At 37.5% G+C, this 17,434-nt stretch carries 18 protein-coding genes and 1 other annotated feature (1 of these 19 only partly in view); of the genes, 4 read left to right on the top strand and 14 right to left on the bottom strand.

What is annotated here, in order from left to right; genetic code table 11:
• Positions 1 to 4: 4 nt before the first annotated feature.
• Positions 5 to 1,567, top strand: a complete 1,563-nt coding sequence (locus tag ABH960_RS13700) for a SagB family peptide dehydrogenase (RefSeq protein ID WP_404445778.1) — start codon at positions 5 to 7, stop codon at positions 1,565 to 1,567.
• Positions 1,568 to 1,659: 92 nt separating this feature from the next.
• Positions 1,660 to 2,250 carry a class I SAM-dependent methyltransferase gene (locus ABH960_RS13705; RefSeq protein ID WP_404445781.1) on the top strand — a complete coding sequence of 197 codons (591 nt, stop codon included), beginning with the start codon at positions 1,660 to 1,662 and terminating at the stop codon, positions 2,248 to 2,250.
• 31 nt (positions 2,251 to 2,281) lie between these two features.
• Here the strand turns inward: ABH960_RS13705 and ABH960_RS13710 are convergent, their stop codons facing one another.
• Together ABH960_RS13710 and ABH960_RS13715 are read right to left on the bottom strand one after the other, a co-directional pair.
• On the bottom strand, positions 2,282 to 2,692 hold the full coding sequence (locus ABH960_RS13710; RefSeq protein WP_002030461.1) for a DUF3908 family protein: 411 nt from the start codon (positions 2,690 to 2,692) through the stop codon (positions 2,282 to 2,284).
• 158 nt (positions 2,693 to 2,850) lie between these two features.
• Entirely contained in the window at positions 2,851 to 4,185 is a 1,335-nt protein-coding gene (locus tag ABH960_RS13715; RefSeq protein WP_404445785.1) for an FAD-dependent oxidoreductase, read from the bottom strand.
• 197 nt (positions 4,186 to 4,382) lie between these two features.
• On the opposite strand from ABH960_RS13715, the gene ABH960_RS13720 reads away from it, so the two are divergent.
• Entirely contained in the window at positions 4,383 to 4,805 is a 423-nt protein-coding gene (locus ABH960_RS13720) for a hypothetical protein (RefSeq protein ID WP_404445788.1), read from the top strand.
• Positions 4,806 to 4,971: 166 nt separating this feature from the next.
• On the opposite strand, the gene ABH960_RS13725 is transcribed toward ABH960_RS13720, so the two are convergent.
• The gene (locus tag ABH960_RS13725) at positions 4,972 to 6,210 is read right to left on the bottom strand and encodes a TcaA 3rd/4th domain-containing protein (RefSeq protein ID WP_404445791.1); all 1,239 of its coding nucleotides are present in this window, start codon (positions 6,208 to 6,210) and stop codon (positions 4,972 to 4,974) included.
• Positions 6,211 to 6,229: 19 nt separating this feature from the next.
• Positions 6,230 to 7,012 (bottom strand): zinc ribbon domain-containing protein, encoded by a 783-nt coding sequence (locus tag ABH960_RS13730; RefSeq protein WP_404445794.1) that lies wholly within the window; start codon positions 7,010 to 7,012, stop codon positions 6,230 to 6,232.
• A gap of 200 nt (positions 7,013 to 7,212) precedes the next feature.
• Here ABH960_RS13730 and ABH960_RS13735 point away from each other — a divergent pair, with 200 nt between their 5' ends.
• A complete protein-coding gene (locus tag ABH960_RS13735) occupies positions 7,213 to 8,046 on the top strand; it encodes a hypothetical protein (protein ID WP_219301739.1) in 834 nt (277 codons plus the stop codon).
• Between the two features lie 14 nt (positions 8,047 to 8,060).
• Here the strand turns inward: ABH960_RS13735 and ABH960_RS13740 are convergent, their stop codons facing one another.
• The 10 genes from ABH960_RS13740 to trpE form a co-directional block, all read right to left on the bottom strand.
• Positions 8,061 to 8,744, bottom strand: a complete 684-nt coding sequence (locus ABH960_RS13740) for a DUF2278 family protein (protein ID WP_219301738.1) — start codon at positions 8,742 to 8,744, stop codon at positions 8,061 to 8,063.
• A gap of 90 nt (positions 8,745 to 8,834) precedes the next feature.
• A complete protein-coding gene (locus ABH960_RS13745) occupies positions 8,835 to 10,334 on the bottom strand; it encodes an L-lactate permease (protein ID WP_404445797.1) in 1,500 nt (499 codons plus the stop codon).
• A gap of 127 nt (positions 10,335 to 10,461) precedes the next feature.
• Complete coding sequence (locus ABH960_RS13750) at positions 10,462 to 10,812, bottom strand: DUF4029 domain-containing protein (RefSeq protein WP_002086916.1); 351 nt, start codon at positions 10,810 to 10,812, stop codon at positions 10,462 to 10,464.
• Between the two features lie 74 nt (positions 10,813 to 10,886).
• Entirely contained in the window at positions 10,887 to 11,663 is a 777-nt protein-coding gene (trpA, locus tag ABH960_RS13755) for a tryptophan synthase subunit alpha (RefSeq protein ID WP_404445801.1), read from the bottom strand.
• Positions 11,664 to 11,666: 3 nt separating this feature from the next.
• A complete protein-coding gene (trpB, locus tag ABH960_RS13760; RefSeq protein ID WP_002086917.1) occupies positions 11,667 to 12,860 on the bottom strand; it encodes a tryptophan synthase subunit beta in 1,194 nt (397 codons plus the stop codon).
• Positions 12,857 to 13,471 carry a phosphoribosylanthranilate isomerase gene (locus ABH960_RS13765; RefSeq protein ID WP_219376099.1) on the bottom strand — a complete coding sequence of 205 codons (615 nt, stop codon included), beginning with the start codon at positions 13,469 to 13,471 and terminating at the stop codon, positions 12,857 to 12,859. Before ABH960_RS13765 ends, trpB begins: the two co-directional genes overlap by 4 nt.
• Complete coding sequence (gene trpC, locus ABH960_RS13770) at positions 13,468 to 14,229, bottom strand: indole-3-glycerol phosphate synthase TrpC (protein ID WP_404445806.1); 762 nt, start codon at positions 14,227 to 14,229, stop codon at positions 13,468 to 13,470. Before trpC ends, ABH960_RS13765 begins: the two co-directional genes overlap by 4 nt.
• A 1-nt stretch (position 14,230) precedes the next feature.
• Positions 14,231 to 15,256, bottom strand: a complete 1,026-nt coding sequence (gene trpD, locus ABH960_RS13775; RefSeq protein ID WP_002140867.1) for an anthranilate phosphoribosyltransferase — start codon at positions 15,254 to 15,256, stop codon at positions 14,231 to 14,233.
• Positions 15,253 to 15,840 carry an anthranilate synthase component II gene (locus ABH960_RS13780; RefSeq protein ID WP_002086924.1) on the bottom strand — a complete coding sequence of 196 codons (588 nt, stop codon included), beginning with the start codon at positions 15,838 to 15,840 and terminating at the stop codon, positions 15,253 to 15,255. Before ABH960_RS13780 ends, trpD begins: the two co-directional genes overlap by 4 nt.
• Positions 15,837 to 17,255: an anthranilate synthase component I gene (trpE, locus tag ABH960_RS13785; protein ID WP_002086925.1), complete on the bottom strand. Its 1,419-nt coding sequence runs from the start codon at positions 17,253 to 17,255 to the stop codon at positions 15,837 to 15,839. The genes ABH960_RS13780 and trpE overlap by 4 nt, the downstream gene beginning before the upstream one ends.
• Before the next feature lie 51 nt (positions 17,256 to 17,306).
• Positions 17,307 to 17,434 (bottom strand) — a binding site (T-box leader); it runs 117 nt beyond the window's last position.

Consider the following 17,434-nt stretch of genomic DNA (forward strand, 5'->3'; position numbering starts at 1 on the left):
TTTGATGCAACCTGATACTTTTTTACATCATCTCCATTTTTCTATTAATGAAATTATGTCGTCCGATAAAGAGATTAACTGGGAAGACGCACCACTTCCTTATAAATTATATCGAAATTTACCAGTCATCCCTCTCTCTTTAGAAATCCCATTAACTTTGCGAAATTCTTCTACTAAACCTAACTTAGAGGAAATCGGTCATTATCTTTGGTACTCATTTGGTTTAACACAATTATGTCAGCCTACTACTAACCTAGAAAATAATAAAACAACGACTCTATTCCGAAGATTCATCCCTTCTGGGGGTGCTTTATATCCAAATGAATTATATATGTATTTAAAAATTGATCATTATCCAGACGGCATTTACCATTACGACGCCGCGCACCACCGTCTTATCTTACTTCGTGAAGGAAATTTCGATTCTTATCTTACAGAAGCACTCGGCAATCGTTGTAACATACATTCTTGTTTTGGTGCTGCATTTGTATCCACTATGTTTTGGAAAAACTTCTTTAAATACAATAACTTTTCGTATCGTCTGCAAGGATTAGATAGTGGTGTTCTAATCGGTCAATTACTTGAATGCGCAAAACAATTCGGTTATACAAATGGTGTATATTTTCAATTTCTAGACCGGGCAATGAATCATTTACTTGGACTGTCAGAAGGTGAAGAAAGTGTGTATGCTGTTATTCCTTTAAGTACAGAACCGAATACAGATTGGTTTCATGATGATCATCGTAAAAATAAAACTATTACTTCTCATGACTTGTTGCAGCAAATCCCGCCGTTAACACATGAGCATTTCGTTCGTTCAAAACATGTAGATGACTATCCGATGATAAAAAAAATAAACGCGTCATCTATGATTGAATCAACAGAACACTTCCAAACATTTACCTGTGAAGAACGACAACAATATAGTGCACACGCTATGCAGCTACCTAAAGTGGAACGTTTATCATATGATTTTTTACAACTTTGTAAAAAACGATATTCACCTGATTCTGACTTCATTTTAACGAAATGGGATGCAGCCGAGCTCGCTACTTTACTACAAGAAGCGAGCCTCTCCTTCCCTTATTACAACGACCTTGATGGCAAGTATGTAAATGAAAATGCACGAGTCTCACTATATGGATGTTTTTATAACGTAAAAGACATAGAAAACGGCGCTTACGCTTATAACAGTAGGACACATTCCATACAGCCAATTCGGTACGGAGACCTTCGTTATCCGCTTCAATCTAGTATGACGATGGATAACGTAAATCTTTTTCAAGTACCACTTTGTCTACATGTAATCGGAAATAAAGATTACTATAAAAATAAATTAGGTTATAGAGGATATCGCATTCATCAAATGGAAGCTGGCATGCTCGTTCATAAACTCGTTTTAGCTGCGACCGCTATGGGGATGGCCGGGCATCCGTTACTAAGTTTTGATACAAATTCATGCGATCAATTGTACGGGATTGATGCCGGAAATGAAACTTCACTCATTCAAATTCCGGTTGGGGCGTATCGGGCGCGGAATTGGCTAAAAGGGTCCTTGCATAATTAGAAGCACGCCGATTAATGGCGTGCTTTTTTTGAAGGAGTTAAATTATTAAAAGCGAAATAAATACATATTCTTATATAAAAGGAGAGTTTGAATTGAGTATTTTAAAAAGATTAATCGAGCAAGCGAAAAATCCCCGCGGGACAATTGGTTCCTCTATGCTTTGCATTATGAATGCTGCGCATACGAGACTAACAAATTGGGCTTTACAAAAAATACATATACGTGAAAATGCAGTTATTTTAGATATTGGTTGTGGGGGTGGTAAAACTATACAGACTCTTTCAAAACAAACTCCGCTTGGGAAAATATACGGGATCGACTACTCCAATCAAGCTGTTGAAAACTCAAAGAAAGCAAATATGAAGGATGTCAAAGCAGCGAAAGTAATTATTCATCAGGCAAGCGTCTCCTCTATTCCATATCATCCGGACTTCTTTGATCTCATTACCGCTTTTCAAACCCACTACTTTTGGCCTGATGTTGAGAATAATATGAAAGAAGTATTTCGCGTCTTAAAACCGAATGGATCCTTTTTACTAGTCGCTGAAACTTTCAAAATCCAATATCATATGGATAAATTTAAGACGACCGAAGAATTAGTAAACCTATTTTATAAAACAGGATTTACAAGCGTGAAATGTTATGAAGAAAGAGGATGCCTTTGTTTAATAGGAAATAAGTAAAAAAGCAGACCTTTCAAGGCCTGCTTTTTCACTAGATTACTTTAAAAATACTCTTAATTTGTCTAGCAAATAACCAGTTTTTCGTACCGTAGTTATCATTTAGACTATCTAAATTAATAGCTTTCCCGTTAGAAAACTTAAGTTCTAACGTTGTATTTTTGTCATTTGTTTTTAAGTTACTATTTGTAATATCATCATACTTTAATTTTTCAATCTCAATATACTCTTCCTTCTCTTCTCCGATAACGACGTGATCTTGGAAGAAGAAGAATACTTCTACTTTCTTACCGAAACAAAATACGTTTTTCGTATAAATTAATGTCGCATTATCAAGTCCGACACATACTTCTTTCATCTCTTCAACAACGTTTCCTAAGTCTTCTTCGTTTCTTGCATTTGATTCAGCAATCCATTCTTCGATTGTATTCATGTTAATTGCCATACTGTGCCCCCTGGTTCGTTCATTACTTTATTAAAAAATAAATACTATATGACAATATAAGCGATACGTACTATGTTTTCAAGGGTGAACGGTATATTCAAAATAAAGTGAAACTTTATTTATTCCCCTTTCACAAAAAAATAGCACTTTAAAAAGTGCTATTCCGCTCTCCTTGCTGCTTGTTGAATTGGATCCCAAACGCTGTTATATGGTGGTGCGTAACTTAAGTCGACATCTTCTAAATCGTGAATACTCATTTTATTGAAAAGTGCCATTGCGATAACATCAATACGTTTATCTACGCCCTCTTCTCCAATTACTTGTCCGCCTAACAATTGTTTCGTATCGGCGTGATATAGTAATTTCAAGTGAAGTGGCGAAGCACTCGGGTAATAGCCCGCCATATTTGTTGAATCTACTTTGACCGTCTTATACGGGATGTTTAGCCCTTTCGCTTCTTTTTCATTTAAGCCTGTTCTTGCGAGCGTCAGATCCATAAATTTAATAATGCCCGTACCTAACGTACCTTTAAATGCCCTTCGTTTATCAACCATATTGAGTCCGGCAAGTCGCCCTTGTTTATTCGCAGTCGTTCCAAGCGGGATATGATCATGCATTTCCTTTATAACATGGTAATGTGTTGCACAATCACCAGCAGCGTATACGTCTTTCACATTCGTTTGCATATAAGCATTTACTTCAATTGCACCTTTATGGTTTTTACGTATATTTGTCCCCTCAAGAAAATCAGTATTTGACTGTACACCGACAGATACTAAAACGAGATCAGTTTTATACGTCCCTTTATCCGTCTCCAGTTGTTCTACTCTTTCTTTTCCTTTAAACGCTTTTACATTTTCATTTGTTAAAATTTCAATATTATGTTTATCTGCTTCTTTATGTATATATTCCGCCATATCCGCATCATAAATTGTGCCAATATGATCGTTTCTCTCAATCATTCTTACTTTCTTTCCTAGTTCTACAAATGTTTCTGCCATCTCTAGACCAATTGCACCGCCGCCAATAATCGTTACGTGCTCAACACCATTTGTTTGTAGCGTGTCTACTATACGCTCAGCATCCGGAATTGTTTTTAAAAGATGAACACCTTGTAAATCTTTACCTTCCCAATCCGGCATAACAGGGCGTACACCAGTCGCAATTAATAAACGGTCATATGAAAATTCAAATACATCTTTCGTCTTCGTATGTACTGCATACACAATTTTCTTTTCCGTATCTACTTTCGTTACTTCATGACGCACTTTCGCATCAATCCCATATTTATCACGAAACGTCTTTACATCGCGTGCAATTAACTTTTCAGTAGAGGCGATAACACCACTAATCACATACGGTAATCCGCACTGAGCGTATGAATAAATTTCACCTTTTTCTAACGTTACAACATTTGCCGTTTCATCGTTTCTAACAATTTGCATCGCTGCACTCATACCAGCTGCATCTCCGCCAATAATGACATAGTTCACTTTACCACTCCTTCTTTTTTACATACTCTTTACGTTTTCCATATTTTGTAGAAATAACACCTACTTCTATTGTAAAGAAAGAGAATTTCATCTTCAAATTTGGTGCACAAACATGCTTTACTAGGTAAGTGTCGTGTCTTATAAACAACATGTTTAATATGCTATAACAGCAACTATTGAAAGTAGGTGAAATATACATGTGCGCCGGCCTTCTCGTCCAGCTTCCAGAGGAACCGATAGAACCGAGACCAGCCCTCCCGCTTGAACAAGAGTTTACCGTTAGTGTAACTTTATACAGTGCACGTGCTTGGTTATCTGATAATGACACTTTCTCACAAACTATTTGGAAATCGACTCGCTTTGCTTCTGCCTCACACGCTCGCAAATCCATCTTCCCAGTTGGTACTGTTAAAATTGTAAATTTTTCTGAGGATACAATAACAGTTACTATATCCTCAGAATCAGACGATGCTCTCAAAATAATCGTCCCTCCTCGTTCCGAAGCTGCTTTAACGTCTAGTTCTTTATCTGATGTGCAAGCAAGTACATCAGGAGGAGCAAGCAAAGTCACATTCCTCTTTCATATCTTTTTCTCAAGGGATCCTGGTCCAGCTAAATAATCATAAAATGAAACTTTAGTCAGTAGGGTTATTGCCCACACCAATCGGGCAGTTATCTCCCACCTACCTTCCTCTCATTCGGCGAATTTTGAAATGGGAGTCTTACTGCCCGCAAATAAAGGGATAAAAAAGGGTACAGTTATGCACTGTACCTTTTTCACACGCTCTATTCTCTTGATTTAATCAGTTCAACATTATAAGATTCCACACTCGTTAACGTTCCTGTAAAATACGGATTTTCTCTATACCAAGACTGTTTTGAAAAATACGCTTGCATATCTTTCGTTTGAAACATATGTCCATGTCTTGCGTATATTTCGTTTCTTGCTATTTTCAATTGTTCTTTCGATAAATATGTTAAGTCCGTACTCGTTAATTTTCGAATATCACTATCAGGGAAGATGAAACCATTATATACATAATGAGTCGTAGGCGGTGGAGTAACATTGTAAACAACTGTTTTTTCTATACCTTTCTTTTGGAATGGAAGATTATAAGCCGACAGTGCCGTTACCGTTTCTACCTTTGTCGTTTCCCTTCCGTTTTCTCCATTTCGTTCTAAATAAATCGCCGCACTTCCATCGGTCGCTACCGGTCCCCACTTAATTTCTTCTCCGGTCAACGCTGTAACTGGCTTTTGATTCACGTACAATGTTGCACCAGGCGCATTCGTTTGAACTGTAATATATTGCCCTTGCAACGTTAAATCTACCGTTACATTATTTTGATTTTGTTTTATAAGTACAGCCTTTTCCTCTCGTGATAGTTTTACATAGTCATTTTTATATTCCGCTTGAAACACTTGAGTTCCTGGAAGAAACGGTCCATATTGCTTCTCAAACTTTTTGTCATTTGTCTTATCAATTTCCTTTCCGTTCATTTTTAAAGATGTACCTTTTTCATTTGAAAGCAGCGTCGTATAATACGTCTTCGCTTTCAATTTATACCGATCAAATAAAAAGAAATACTTTCCGTCTTTCGTTAAAGAAAAATCTGCTCTTTCTATTCCATCCCCTTGTTTTTCACCTTGCCTCAAATATTCGTTCAATTCATTCACGTAAGATGGATTTTCTTTTATATATGAAAATAGAGGCGTTACACTCTCTCTTGTGACAATAACGGCTGGATCATCTGCCGTGGTGATCTCAGCTAATTTCTCCCCGTCCCTCTCTTGTAAAACAGTAATAATTCTCTCTACTTGCGATGATTGTGAGTAATATGAAGATCCATACGCATATAATCCGCCCAATACTATAATAAAAAATGTTAAAAGTGTAATTCCAATTATTGTCCCTTTGCTCATTTTCTGCTTCTTTACTACAGGATCCCGCCTCTTCGTCCCGCAGTTTTGACAAAATTGCACACTGTCTTCAAAATGAGTCCCGCACTTTGTGCATACATTCATCCGTTCAACCACCTTTTCGTTAGAAGCCTGTTAATCCCCCGATAAAGGTTTGGATTATCGTTTTAATGTAAGACCAAAACACGATAAACGTTGCAATTCCGATTAAAACATTTGCGATAATAAGTGTGTAAACAGGATCTACTCCGCCGTTGTCTAGTTTTAATATAGCTACAATTATACTAATTCCCATATACGTTGTAGCCAGCCCTAATAAGATTGGTAAAAAAAAGATCAATAGGAAACTAAATAGAAAAGAAAGAACTAGTATAGCAATAGCTGGCGTCGCTATCGTCCCCCATATACCGAATGCTTCAAGAAAAGAAAAAGATGATTTCATCATCTTACCACTTACAAAAATAATAAATCCGACAAATAAAGTTAAAATTAATAAAAAGAAAAAGACCATTACAGATTCTCCAAAGAAAGTAGGAGTAGCTATATCTGGCACTAATGTCCTCGTAACAGTCGCCGCTGCGCTCATCATTCTATAAAAAATACACGCTCCTAAAAAACAAATAAGCACAAGACTTACAATTCCATTTCGCACTTCAATATTTCCACTTTCCATAATGGCCGATGGTGATTTAAAAGCATTTTTAAAGAACTGAAAATAGCCACTTGCAAATTGTTTCGCTTGCTCTACCGTTTCATTCGGACGAGTTTCCTTTACTCGTGCCGGGCGCGATAGCTGCCCTTCTTCCTGCCCACCACTCGCTACCACTTCTTCCGTTAACGAATGTCCACAATTCCCGCAAAACCTTGCTTCCGCTGCATTTTCAGTATGACATGCCGGACATTTCATTCTCTCATCCCTCCTTAAGCATATACCTTATAGGGTGTTACAAATTCAATATATGACTTTGTACATAAAACATGACTACAAGAAAAAGAATATGAAATCCTTCTTTTAAACGAAACTATGTGTGCTAGTATTATAGAAAAATAATGGTATTATGAAACAGAGCAAATAAAGTGAAACTTTAAACAGATTGGATGAAGACAGTGGAATTTGTAAACTCGATTTTTCAAACACTCCTTACAAGCGTGATCCAATTATTTTCTTTAATTGGTGTCATCATTGTAATTGGATTTATATTAGGTTATTTAGAATCTCTCACACGAACGTATTGGTCGAGAGCTTTTGGTAGGAAGGGATTTCTTTTAACTGCATGGATCGGTGTTCCCGTTCATGAGCTTGGACATGCAATTATGTGTCTATTATTCCGCCATAAAATTGTAGCAACTCAGTTCTTCCCGACAGATACAAGTCAAGGAGCTTTAGGTTACGTCCAACATCAATACAATCAAAAAAGCGTATATCAACGGATCGGTAATTTCTTTATCGGCATCGGTCCTATTATTTCTGGTATTACTGCCTTAATACTTTTAATGCGCTATTTCGTACCAGAGTCATATTATTTATTTAATACGAATCTGGAAAAAACTGTTGCATCGACTTCTATTAACTTAGACATGATCCAAAACATGCTACTATCGACGTTTGTATTATTGAAAAGCTTATTTACATTTAACAATTTATTGAATCCTTCATTTTGGTTATTTTTATTTATCGCCATTTGTATTTCTGCACATATCGCTTTAAGTAAACCAGACATTAAAGGATCAATAGACGGTGTTATCGTCATGTTTATCATGTTATTTTTATTCAATATAATTGCAGGACTTTTTCAGTACGATAGTAACCAACTCATCGGAAAAATGATGAAGTATAATATGTATCTCATTGCGTTTTCTAGTGTGGCGCTTCTTTTCTCTTGTATTTCTACACTTGTGAGTTTTGTGTTTTATAAAATAAGAGGAGGGCGTTCATTGTGAACGCCCTCTTCCCATCAATTATTTCTCTTATAATCACAATGCTCAACCGGAACACGAGCATGCCCTTCTTCATCGGTACACCATGACTGTGACTGAAAGGCAAGAAAAATACCAATCCACTCTTCCTTCTTCTCAAAGTGAATCAATATCCCACCGTCTTGCCATTTGCCATCATCACCTTGCCATTTCTCTACATTCCCTTGATTCATATGAATATCGTGTATACCGTTTCCAGGTGTAAAGTGAAAATACGAATCCGGAACCTTTTCTTCTGGTCCCCACCTTTCACCAAACGCATAAATAATCGCCTTTTCTTCTATTGCTCGCTTTATATAACGCTCTATCTTTTCATTTAAATCATTATCAACTCCTGCTTTTTCAGCAGGTAAAGGAATCATTTGCTTGGAATCAAATAAATTACCTCTTACATAATCTAAAGCTACTTTCGGTTCATTATTTTTTATTTCTGTAAAACCGAACGGTAATGTCGGTAAAATATGAATCGCCTCTGATCGAATATCGTCGCTCGCAAAATATAAAACTTCCGATGGATAACTTTGCGATTTCACGTTAATTGCAATGCGATAATCTACTCCTGCTTCACCTTGTAAATGAACTTGATAATGAGGTGTTTTGCCTTTTCCAATCTTAGATTGTATAACTGTACCTTTTAATACACCGTAGTTTTTTAAGGGCATACCTTTCATCTCCTATTCATTTAGTAGAAGCTTTTCATATTTAAAACATTATCCAGTCATAAAGAAAATCCTCCTATGTTAGGAGGATTTTTAATTTCTCAATATATACCAAAAGAAAACTTCCACTACTACAAGTAACACCGCACCAAAAATCATTAACGTCGTCTTCTTTAATAGTTCATTTTCACGATACGGGATATTGCATAAATACGCGCCTAGTGTAATCCGTGATGGACAAGCGATTGTCGCTACTGATGATGCGGTGTTTTGGAGCGTCGTGACGTATTGCCACGGGAGTGCTACGTTTTGGGCTGTTTGCATTTGTAGCTTTATAAACATCGCATTTGATCCTGCGTTACTACCAGTTAAAAAACCGCCAATTCCGCCTATGAATGGAGCAACGAAAACGAAAAAGGTACCAAAGGTTTCACCAGCTGTTTTTGCGAGTAATGAATGCATACCAGATGCGCCCATTAGTTCTGAAATTGCAATGAACATCGTCGTTGTAATAGCGAAAGGAATCCATTGTTTTATCGTTTGCGAGAGTGATTGTTTAATAACATTAGATGGAATGCGGAAGAAAATAATTGTAAATAAACAAGTCATGGCGAGCCAAAATCCTGGCGAATATAGTAGCTCTAGTTTGTAAGAATATGATTTTAAATCGAGAACTGCATATGACCTAAGAAAATCATGTAATGCTGGAACGAGGCGAGAAAGTAAAATACAAACTGTTAAGAATATATAAGGGCTAATAATTTTTATAATCGATACTTCTCTCTCCGTAGCCGCCGCATGTTCTGTTAAAAGGTTTTGCTCATCTTTTCCTTTTAACTTAATGATTAAAAAACCAAATGAAATGGTAACGATAGAACTTAATATCCCTGCTAGTTCAACACTTACGTATGCGTTAGAAAGATAGATTCCGAGAGAAAATAATAGAAAGAATCCTACTCCTTCCTTCCACTTTTCTATAACTGCCTGCCAGCCACCGACAACGTATAAAGAAAGGAAGATAAAATATGCGAAAATCGGGATGCTTAATAATGCTGTATTTGTACCAAGAGTTGTGAGCGGCATGTTAATAAGCTGAGAACCGATAATCGTACCCGTTGCCATCGCGCCCCATGAACTTGCAAGTAAACCGATAAACGATAGTAGCACAGCTTGAAACGGTTTATAACCGAGCGAAAGAAAAATAGGTGCTGCAACCATAAAACCAATTCCGAATCCACTCACTGATTCAATAAGTGGACAAATACCAAAACACATAAGAAGCATTTGCAATAATCGATCGCGCGTGACTTGTTCTAGAAACCGTGCTACTTGATCAATGTATCCCATTTTGTTCATGAGGTGAAATAAAAAAATACCGAAAAATAAAACGTATCCGACAATGAAACAAATTAACCACCCTTTAATTGTTGCGTGCACAGTTTCACTTATCCCTAATTGAAACGTTGGCGAGAGTAAAACGATTCCGACAGAAACGGCATAAGAGATTAGTGAGGCTCTTAATGACGTTTGTTTAAACAAAAACAAACAAATAAAAATCATCATAATCGGGATAAGTGCCAACAATATGGCCATGCTATCATCTCTTTTCGTAAAAAGTGCAATTTTTAACTATTATATAACAGATGTTATGATTTTCAATTATTTTTATAACAGATTTAAAAAAGGAGCCGCTTGGCTCCTTTTTTGAATAACTAATATTTTATCTTTTATCCTGAAAAACCGTCTGCTGTCCAATCATTTTTTCTAGTACAACAAACACAATATAAGCACATATTACTTGCAATACAATATTCCCAAGTTTTATTAATTCAAATGAATGGATCCATTGGAATAATTCACTTAATAATACAATCGAAACGATACTAAATAGTTCTATACTAACCGAAAATATACATACTTCTAAAATAGATTGCTCTTGTATTCGATTTAATTGGGAAAAGATGAATACATATCCTAAAAACAGAGCCATCAACTCTATTTTCGTCATGCTAATGAGCCAAGCGTATAATGGTACAGTTAAAAGAAGATATAATAGTTTACGTCTTAGCATGCCTTCTCACCCTCTAAGTTATAAGTATTTTCTGTATATTTTAACATTTATTACACAAAAGAAACAGCAGAGACTTAAGCCTCTTCTGTTTCTTTTACTGCATGTATTAACTCACAAATTTCTTCTCGCTTTTCATTTTCTAACAGCTCAATGACTTTACTTCCAACGACAACGCCGTCACATATTGTAATCATTTCTTCAATTTGCTCTCGTGTTGAAATACCGAATCCTGCGACTACTGGTAAGTGGACGTGTGCTTTTACTTTTTCTAAGTAACTACGAATCTCATCTTTAAAATTTTGACGTACTCCCGTTACACCCGCTACTGTAACGGCGTAGACGAATCCTTGTGATTCACTCGTAATTTTTTCGATTCGTTCAATAGGGCTCGTTACGGTAACGAGTGGAATTAAAGCGATATTCGCCACGCGAAGGAGCGGTGCAATAATGTCTTGTTCTTCATACGGTAAGTCTGGAACGATAATACCGTCCACCCCTGTTTCAAGACAGCTCTCAATGAAACGTTCCTTTCCGAATGCGAGTACTGGATTTAAATATGTCATAAGTACAAATGGAATTTGAACTTCTTGCCTCACCTCTATTAATGCTTGAAAAATACCTTTCAATGTTACACCGCTATCTAATGCTCTTTTTCCTACCCTTTGAATAGTTGGACCGTCTGCGACTGGATCTGAAAATGGGATACCAATTTCAACGATGCTTGCTCCTGCTTCATCAAGAAAACGAATTCTTTCTTTTAACTTTTCAAGTCCACCATCTCCGCCCATTACATACGGAATAAATGCTTTCTTGCCATTTTCAAACGCTGCTATAATTTTTTCTACTCCCATTTTTTACACCTCTTCCATATAACGTTTTATACTCTCTACATCTTTATCACCGCGGCCGGATAAACAAATGACAAGTCCTTCGTCTTTCTTCATTTGCGGCGCTAGTTTTAAAGCGTATGCAACAGCATGTGAACTTTCTAATGCCGGGATAATCCCTTCTTTTTTCGTTAATAATTGAAATGCTTCTAACGCTTCTTCATCTGTAATGGAATGATAAGAAACGCGGCCAATATCTTTTAGCAAGCTATGTTCTGGCCCAACACCTGGGTAATCCAGCCCTGCAGAAATAGAGTGTGCTTCTTGAATTTGCCCTTCTTCATTTTGCAGAAGGTACATCATCGATCCGTGTAAAACACCGACACTTCCTTTCGTTAAAGTGGCTGCGTGCTTTTCTGTGTGAACACCTTTTCCAGCTGCTTCAACACCGTAAAGAGCAACTTCTTCATCGTGTACGAACGGATAAAACATTCCCATTGCATTACTACCACCGCCAATACAAGCAACGACTGCTTCTGGTAATTTCCCTTCTAACGCTTCGTATTGCTTTTTCGTTTCTTTCCCAATTACACTTTGGAAATCACGAACAATTTGCGGGAATGGATGTGGCCCGAGAACTGATCCCATAATGTAGTGCGTATCGTGTACATGTGAAACCCAGTAACGAAGCGCCTCGTTTACCGCATCTTTCAACGTGCCGCTACCTGCCGCAACGCTTTCTACTTTTGCTCCGAGTAATTCCATTCGAAACACGTTTAATTTTTGTCGTCTCACATCTTCTTCTCCCATGAAGATGACGCATTCTAAACCGAAAAGTGCACATACAGTAGCTGTTGCAACTCCGTGTTGTCCTGCTCCAGTTTCAGCGACAACTTTCTTCTTACCCATTCTTACCGCAAGAAGTGCTTGACCGATTGTATTGTTAATTTTATGAGCTCCCGTATGGTTCAAATCTTCACGTTTCAAATAAATCTTTGCTCCGCCGCAATACTTCGTCATATTTTCAGCGAAATAAAGCGGTGTTTCTCTTCCAACGTACGTTTGTAAATAATGATCTAATTCCTTTTGAAACGCTTCATCTTGCATCGCTTCTTTATATGCTTCTTCTAGTTCTAATACGGATTGCATTAACGTTTCTGGAACGTATCGTCCTCCGTATATACCGTAATGCCCTTTTTCATCTGGATATGCATAATTCATTTGGAACACTCCTTCGCTTTTTTAATAAATTGTTTTATTTTCTCCAAATCTTTCTTTCCTTCTGTCTCTACTCCGCTGCTCACATCGATCATATATGGCCGAACAGTTCGAATTGCTTCTTCTATATTAAGGATGTTTAATCCGCCAGCTAATATCGTTTTCTCTCGCAATGCTTTTGGCATATGTGCAAGTAACTCCCATGAGAATGTCTTTCCGTTTCCTCCGTGGAACTTTTCTTTCGGGCTATCAAATAACAGATAATCTGTATCGTATTTTTTCGCACATTCAATATCTTTCTCTAAAGCTACTCCTACCGCTTTTATAGACGGAATATTCAATCTTACGATTTGATCATTGTCTTCATCCCCATGTAGTTGCACATGCGTTAACCCGCACTCCTCTGCAATTTTCTGGATCACTTCGACTGATTCATTTACGAAAACACCGACCTTGAAAACGTGGGCTGGAATTTCCCCAATAATTTCTTTCGCTTGCCCTGGAGTGATTTGGCGTTTACTTTCTGCAAAAACAAATCCGATTGCATCTGCGCCATATTCACACGCACTTTTCGCTGTTTCCATATCAGTGATTCCGCAAATCTTCACTTTCATATGCTCACCTTACAGTCTTCAAAAAAGGTACTGATAGAAGATGATGTCATAAGCGCTTCTCCGACTAATACGCCTTTTGCACCAGCTCGTTTGACTCTGATGATATCTTCTTTTGAATGAATACCACTTTCACTAATCCAAAGTAGGTTTTCCTCATTCAGTCGTTTTCCGAGCTTTTCAGTTTGGCTTAAATCTACTTCAAATGTTTTTAAATTACGGTTATTAATACCGATAACGTGCGGATTTAATCGGATTGCAATTTCTAATTCCTGTTCATCATGAACTTCAACAATCGCTTCTAATCCTTTTTCTAGCACGTAGTTATAAAGCTCGTTTAATTTCTCTTTTGACAATGCTGCAACGATTAATAAAATAAGATCTGCTCCTGCTTCATACGCCCTATCAATTTGAATCTTATCAATTATAAAATCTTTACATAAAAGCGGAATGTTACTTTCTGCTCTTGCCGTTTGTAAGTCGTGAAACGCCCCTTTAAAAAATTGACCGTCTGTTAAAACCGAAACTGCTCCAGCACCGCATTCTTCATATGTTTTCACTTGTTTTGGCACATCAACGTGTAAATTGATATCGCCTTTTGATGGAGACGCTCGCTTTACCTCTGCTATTACAGTAAACTGCTCTAAAGCTTTTACAAGTGAGTGTGTTTTCCTTTTTTCTTTCACTGGTGAATATGTTTCATATAACTCCGCAACTTCTACTTTCTTTTGCTCTACAATTTTGTCTAAAATCGTCCCCATTTTAATTCACCCTTTCTAATTTTTCATGGCTTGCTGCAATTAATAAGTTTAGTTTGGCTAATGCTTTTCCAGAGTCAATGCTGTGCGTTGCTAGTGTAATTCCTTCTTCAATCGTTTCTGCTCTTCCATTTGCGAAAAGGGCTAGACCTGCATTTAATAAAACAGTATCGCGATAGACACTCTTTTCTCCGCTTAATACTCCGAGTGTAATCTTTGCATTTTCTTTTGAATTCCCACCTCTAATTTCTTCATTTTTCACTCTTGAAAAACCATACTTTTCTGGATCAATACTCATTTCTACTATTTCATTATCTTTTAAAACGACGACATGATTTTCTCCCTGTAATGATGCTTCATCTAAAAAGCCACTTCCGTTTACGACGAGCGCTTGTTTTCTGCCAAGTTTCTGCAATACTTCCGCTACCGGCAATAACATATCTCGCTTATAAATACCGACAAATTGTGTTTCTAAATTAACCGGATTCGTCAACGGTCCAATTAAGTTAAAAATCGTCGGAACGTTTAATTCTTTTCTTATTTTCATAATGCGTCTTAATGCTGGATGCATCGCTGGTGCGAATAAGAAGGCAATACCTACATTCTCTAATAAATAGTCAATCTCACCCGGCGTACAGCTTATGTTTACACCGAGTTCTTCTAATAAATCAGCACTTCCTGTTTTACTAGAAACAGCGCGGTTTCCATGTTTCGCAACCTTTACACCAGCTCCGGCAAGTACAAATGCCGATGTTGTACTAATATTGAATGTTTGCGCACCGTCACCACCCGTTCCGCAATTGTCCATCGCGCCTTTTATATGATTTGAAAACGGTAATGCCTTTTCGCGAAGAGCACGAACGAGACCGTATATTTCTTCTGCTGTTTCGCCTTTCGCTTTCAGCAATACTAAGAAAGCTGCAACTTCACTTTCCAATATGTTGTCACTTAATAAAAGAAGTCCCGCTTCATACATTTCTTCTTCTGTTAAATGTTGTCCCTCTACTAATTTTCGAAGATAACTGTTCATACTCTCTCCTCCTCTTTCACTTCTGCTAAAAAGGCACGTATTAACTTTCCTCCTTCTTCTGTTGCAATTGATTCTGGGTGAAACTGTAATCCGAAGAGCGGATAATAGTTGTGACGAACTGCCATGATTTCTCCGTCATCCATCGCTGTCGCAAGTATGTCAAAACACTGCGGCAAACTATTTTGCACTGCGACGAGTGAATGGTAACGCATCGCTGTTAACGGCTGCGTTACGTACGAAAAGATTGACGTTCCGTTATGTTTCACACGCGATGTTTTTCCGTGTTTAATGCGCTCTGCTCTAACAATTTCTCCTCCAAATGCGGATATGATCGCTTGATGGCCAAGGCAAATCCCTAAGATGGGAACGTTCTTATAAAAATGACGAATAACATCGATACAAATTCCAGCATCTTCTGGTTTCCCAGGTCCTGGCGAGAGCACAATTCCTTTCGGCTTCATCTCCTCTAATTGTTCAATTGTTATTTGATCATTTCTTACGACAACAATTTCTTTCTCGTACTCGCCTAATAGTTGATACAAGTTATATGTGAACGAATCATAATTATCGATAAGTACAATCATTTCATAACCTCCAAAAGCGCTCTCGCTTTATTTAATGTTTCTTCATATTCAGCAACCGGGTCTGAATCGTAGACGATACCCGCTCCTGCCTGAACGTACGCTTTCTCGTCTTTTACAACCATCGTTCGAATTGCTAGCGCCATATCAAGGTTTCCTGAGAATGAAATATATCCAACCGCTCCGGCATATACATTTCTTTTTTCATGCTCTAACGTATTAATAATTTCCATCGCCCTTATTTTCGGAGCACCTGATACTGTACCAGCTGGTAAACAATACGCTAATGCATCAAATCCACTCGTTTGTTTTCTCAATGTTCCGTAAACTTCAGATACAATGTGCATAACGTGAGAGTATTTTTCTACTTTCATATATTTATCTATCGTCACAGAGCCAATTTCACTTACTCTGCCAATATCATTTCGTCCTAGGTCCACAAGCATCATATGCTCTGCTCGCTCTTTCTCATTTCCTAACAGTTCTTTTTCGATTTCCTCATCTTCCTGCTTCGTTTTCCCTCTCGGCCTCGTACCAGCAATTGGGTTTGTCATCACTTTATCCTCTCTTACTGATAACAAACTTTCCGGCGAAGAGCCAAGTACAACATAATCTTGAAAATCGATATAGAACATATATGGTGATGGATTTGCAATTCGAAGTTTCCGGTATAATGCAAATGGATCTCCAATACATTCACTTTGCAAACGCTGGGATAATACAACTTGGAAAATATCTCCGGCCCGAATGTATTCTTTCGCTGTTTCTACCATTTCACAAAATTCTTTTTCAGTTATTGAAGAAGTGAATGATAATATTGATTGTATTTCATTTACTTCCGCTTCTTCTCCCTTTAGCACTTCCTCTTTGTATACTTGCAATCTTTCGTATACTTCTTCATAAGAAGCTGAATCGTCTTCCCTGCATACATATACAAATGACAACTTTTGGCGTAAATGATCGTAAACGGTAAACTCACGATATAGTAAAAGGTGTACTTCTGGAATATTTAATGGATCGTGTAAATCTGCTCCAATGTTTTCATACTGCCGAATGACGTCATAGCCAATATATCCAACTGCTCCCCCGCAAAACGGAAATGGACTGTCTACTTGCGCTGGTGCGATTACCTCTTCTAGCATTTGCAGTACGTTACCCTGCAGCTTTTCTTTTTTCCCATACATCATTCGCTCTACTTCTATACCAACGCTTTTCACTTCTCCATAAGGATTACACCCTAAGTAAGAATAGCGCCCTTTATCTTGATGAAGCTGCGAACTTTCTAATAAAAACTTTTTCTTTCCCTTCATACGTCTATATAAAGAAATTGGCGTAATGCTATCTCCTTCTTCTTCAGCGATTACTAAAAATGTGTTTCTTTGTTCTTTTTGCTTCATAAATTCCTCTTTTGTCATCATGCCTTTCACCTCACTCTGAAAAATAAAAAAGTCCCCTACATATCGAAATATGTAGAGGACGATAAATTTACCGTGGTACCACCTCAGGTTGGACGCAAAAGCATCCCGCTTTATTCAGGTACAAAATATATACCTTATCCTTGTAACGGCGGAACCCGGGTTGCCTACTGAAAATAATT

Origin of the sequence: Bacillus sp. RC252, assembly GCF_044909215.1 — a bacterium.
Classification (GTDB): Bacteria; Bacillota; Bacilli; order Bacillales; family Bacillaceae_G; genus Bacillus_A; species Bacillus_A mycoides.

Coding starts and splice junctions, on each gene's coding strand:
- ABH960_RS13700 (WP_404445778.1), top strand. CDS start 5: ATGCAACCTGATACTTTTTTACATCATCTCCATTTTTCTATTAATGAA.
- ABH960_RS13710 (WP_002030461.1), bottom strand. CDS start 2,692: ATGGCAATTAACATGAATACAATCGAAGAATGGATTGCTGAATCAAAT.
- ABH960_RS13720 (WP_404445788.1), top strand. CDS start 4,383: ATGTGCGCCGGCCTTCTCGTCCAGCTTCCAGAGGAACCGATAGAACCG.
- ABH960_RS13725 (WP_404445791.1), bottom strand. CDS start 6,210: ATGAATGTATGCACAAAGTGCGGGACTCATTTTGAAGACAGTGTGCAA.
- ABH960_RS13730 (WP_404445794.1), bottom strand. CDS start 7,012: ATGAAATGTCCGGCATGTCATACTGAAAATGCAGCGGAAGCAAGGTTT.
- ABH960_RS13740 (WP_219301738.1), bottom strand. CDS start 8,744: ATGCCCTTAAAAAACTACGGTGTATTAAAAGGTACAGTTATACAATCT.
- ABH960_RS13745 (WP_404445797.1), bottom strand. CDS start 10,334: ATGGCCATATTGTTGGCACTTATCCCGATTATGATGATTTTTATTTGT.
- ABH960_RS13750 (WP_002086916.1), bottom strand. CDS start 10,812: ATGCTAAGACGTAAACTATTATATCTTCTTTTAACTGTACCATTATAC.
- trpA (WP_404445801.1), bottom strand. CDS start 11,663: ATGGGAGTAGAAAAAATTATAGCAGCGTTTGAAAATGGCAAGAAAGCA.
- trpB (WP_002086917.1), bottom strand. CDS start 12,860: ATGAATTATGCATATCCAGATGAAAAAGGGCATTACGGTATATACGGA.
- ABH960_RS13765 (WP_219376099.1), bottom strand. CDS start 13,471: ATGAAAGTGAAGATTTGCGGAATCACTGATATGGAAACAGCGAAAAGT.
- trpC (WP_404445806.1), bottom strand. CDS start 14,229: ATGGGGACGATTTTAGACAAAATTGTAGAGCAAAAGAAAGTAGAAGTT.
- trpD (WP_002140867.1), bottom strand. CDS start 15,256: ATGAACAGTTATCTTCGAAAATTAGTAGAGGGACAACATTTAACAGAA.
- ABH960_RS13780 (WP_002086924.1), bottom strand. CDS start 15,840: ATGATTGTACTTATCGATAATTATGATTCGTTCACATATAACTTGTAT.
- trpE (WP_002086925.1), bottom strand. CDS start 17,255: ATGATGACAAAAGAGGAATTTATGAAGCAAAAAGAACAAAGAAACACA.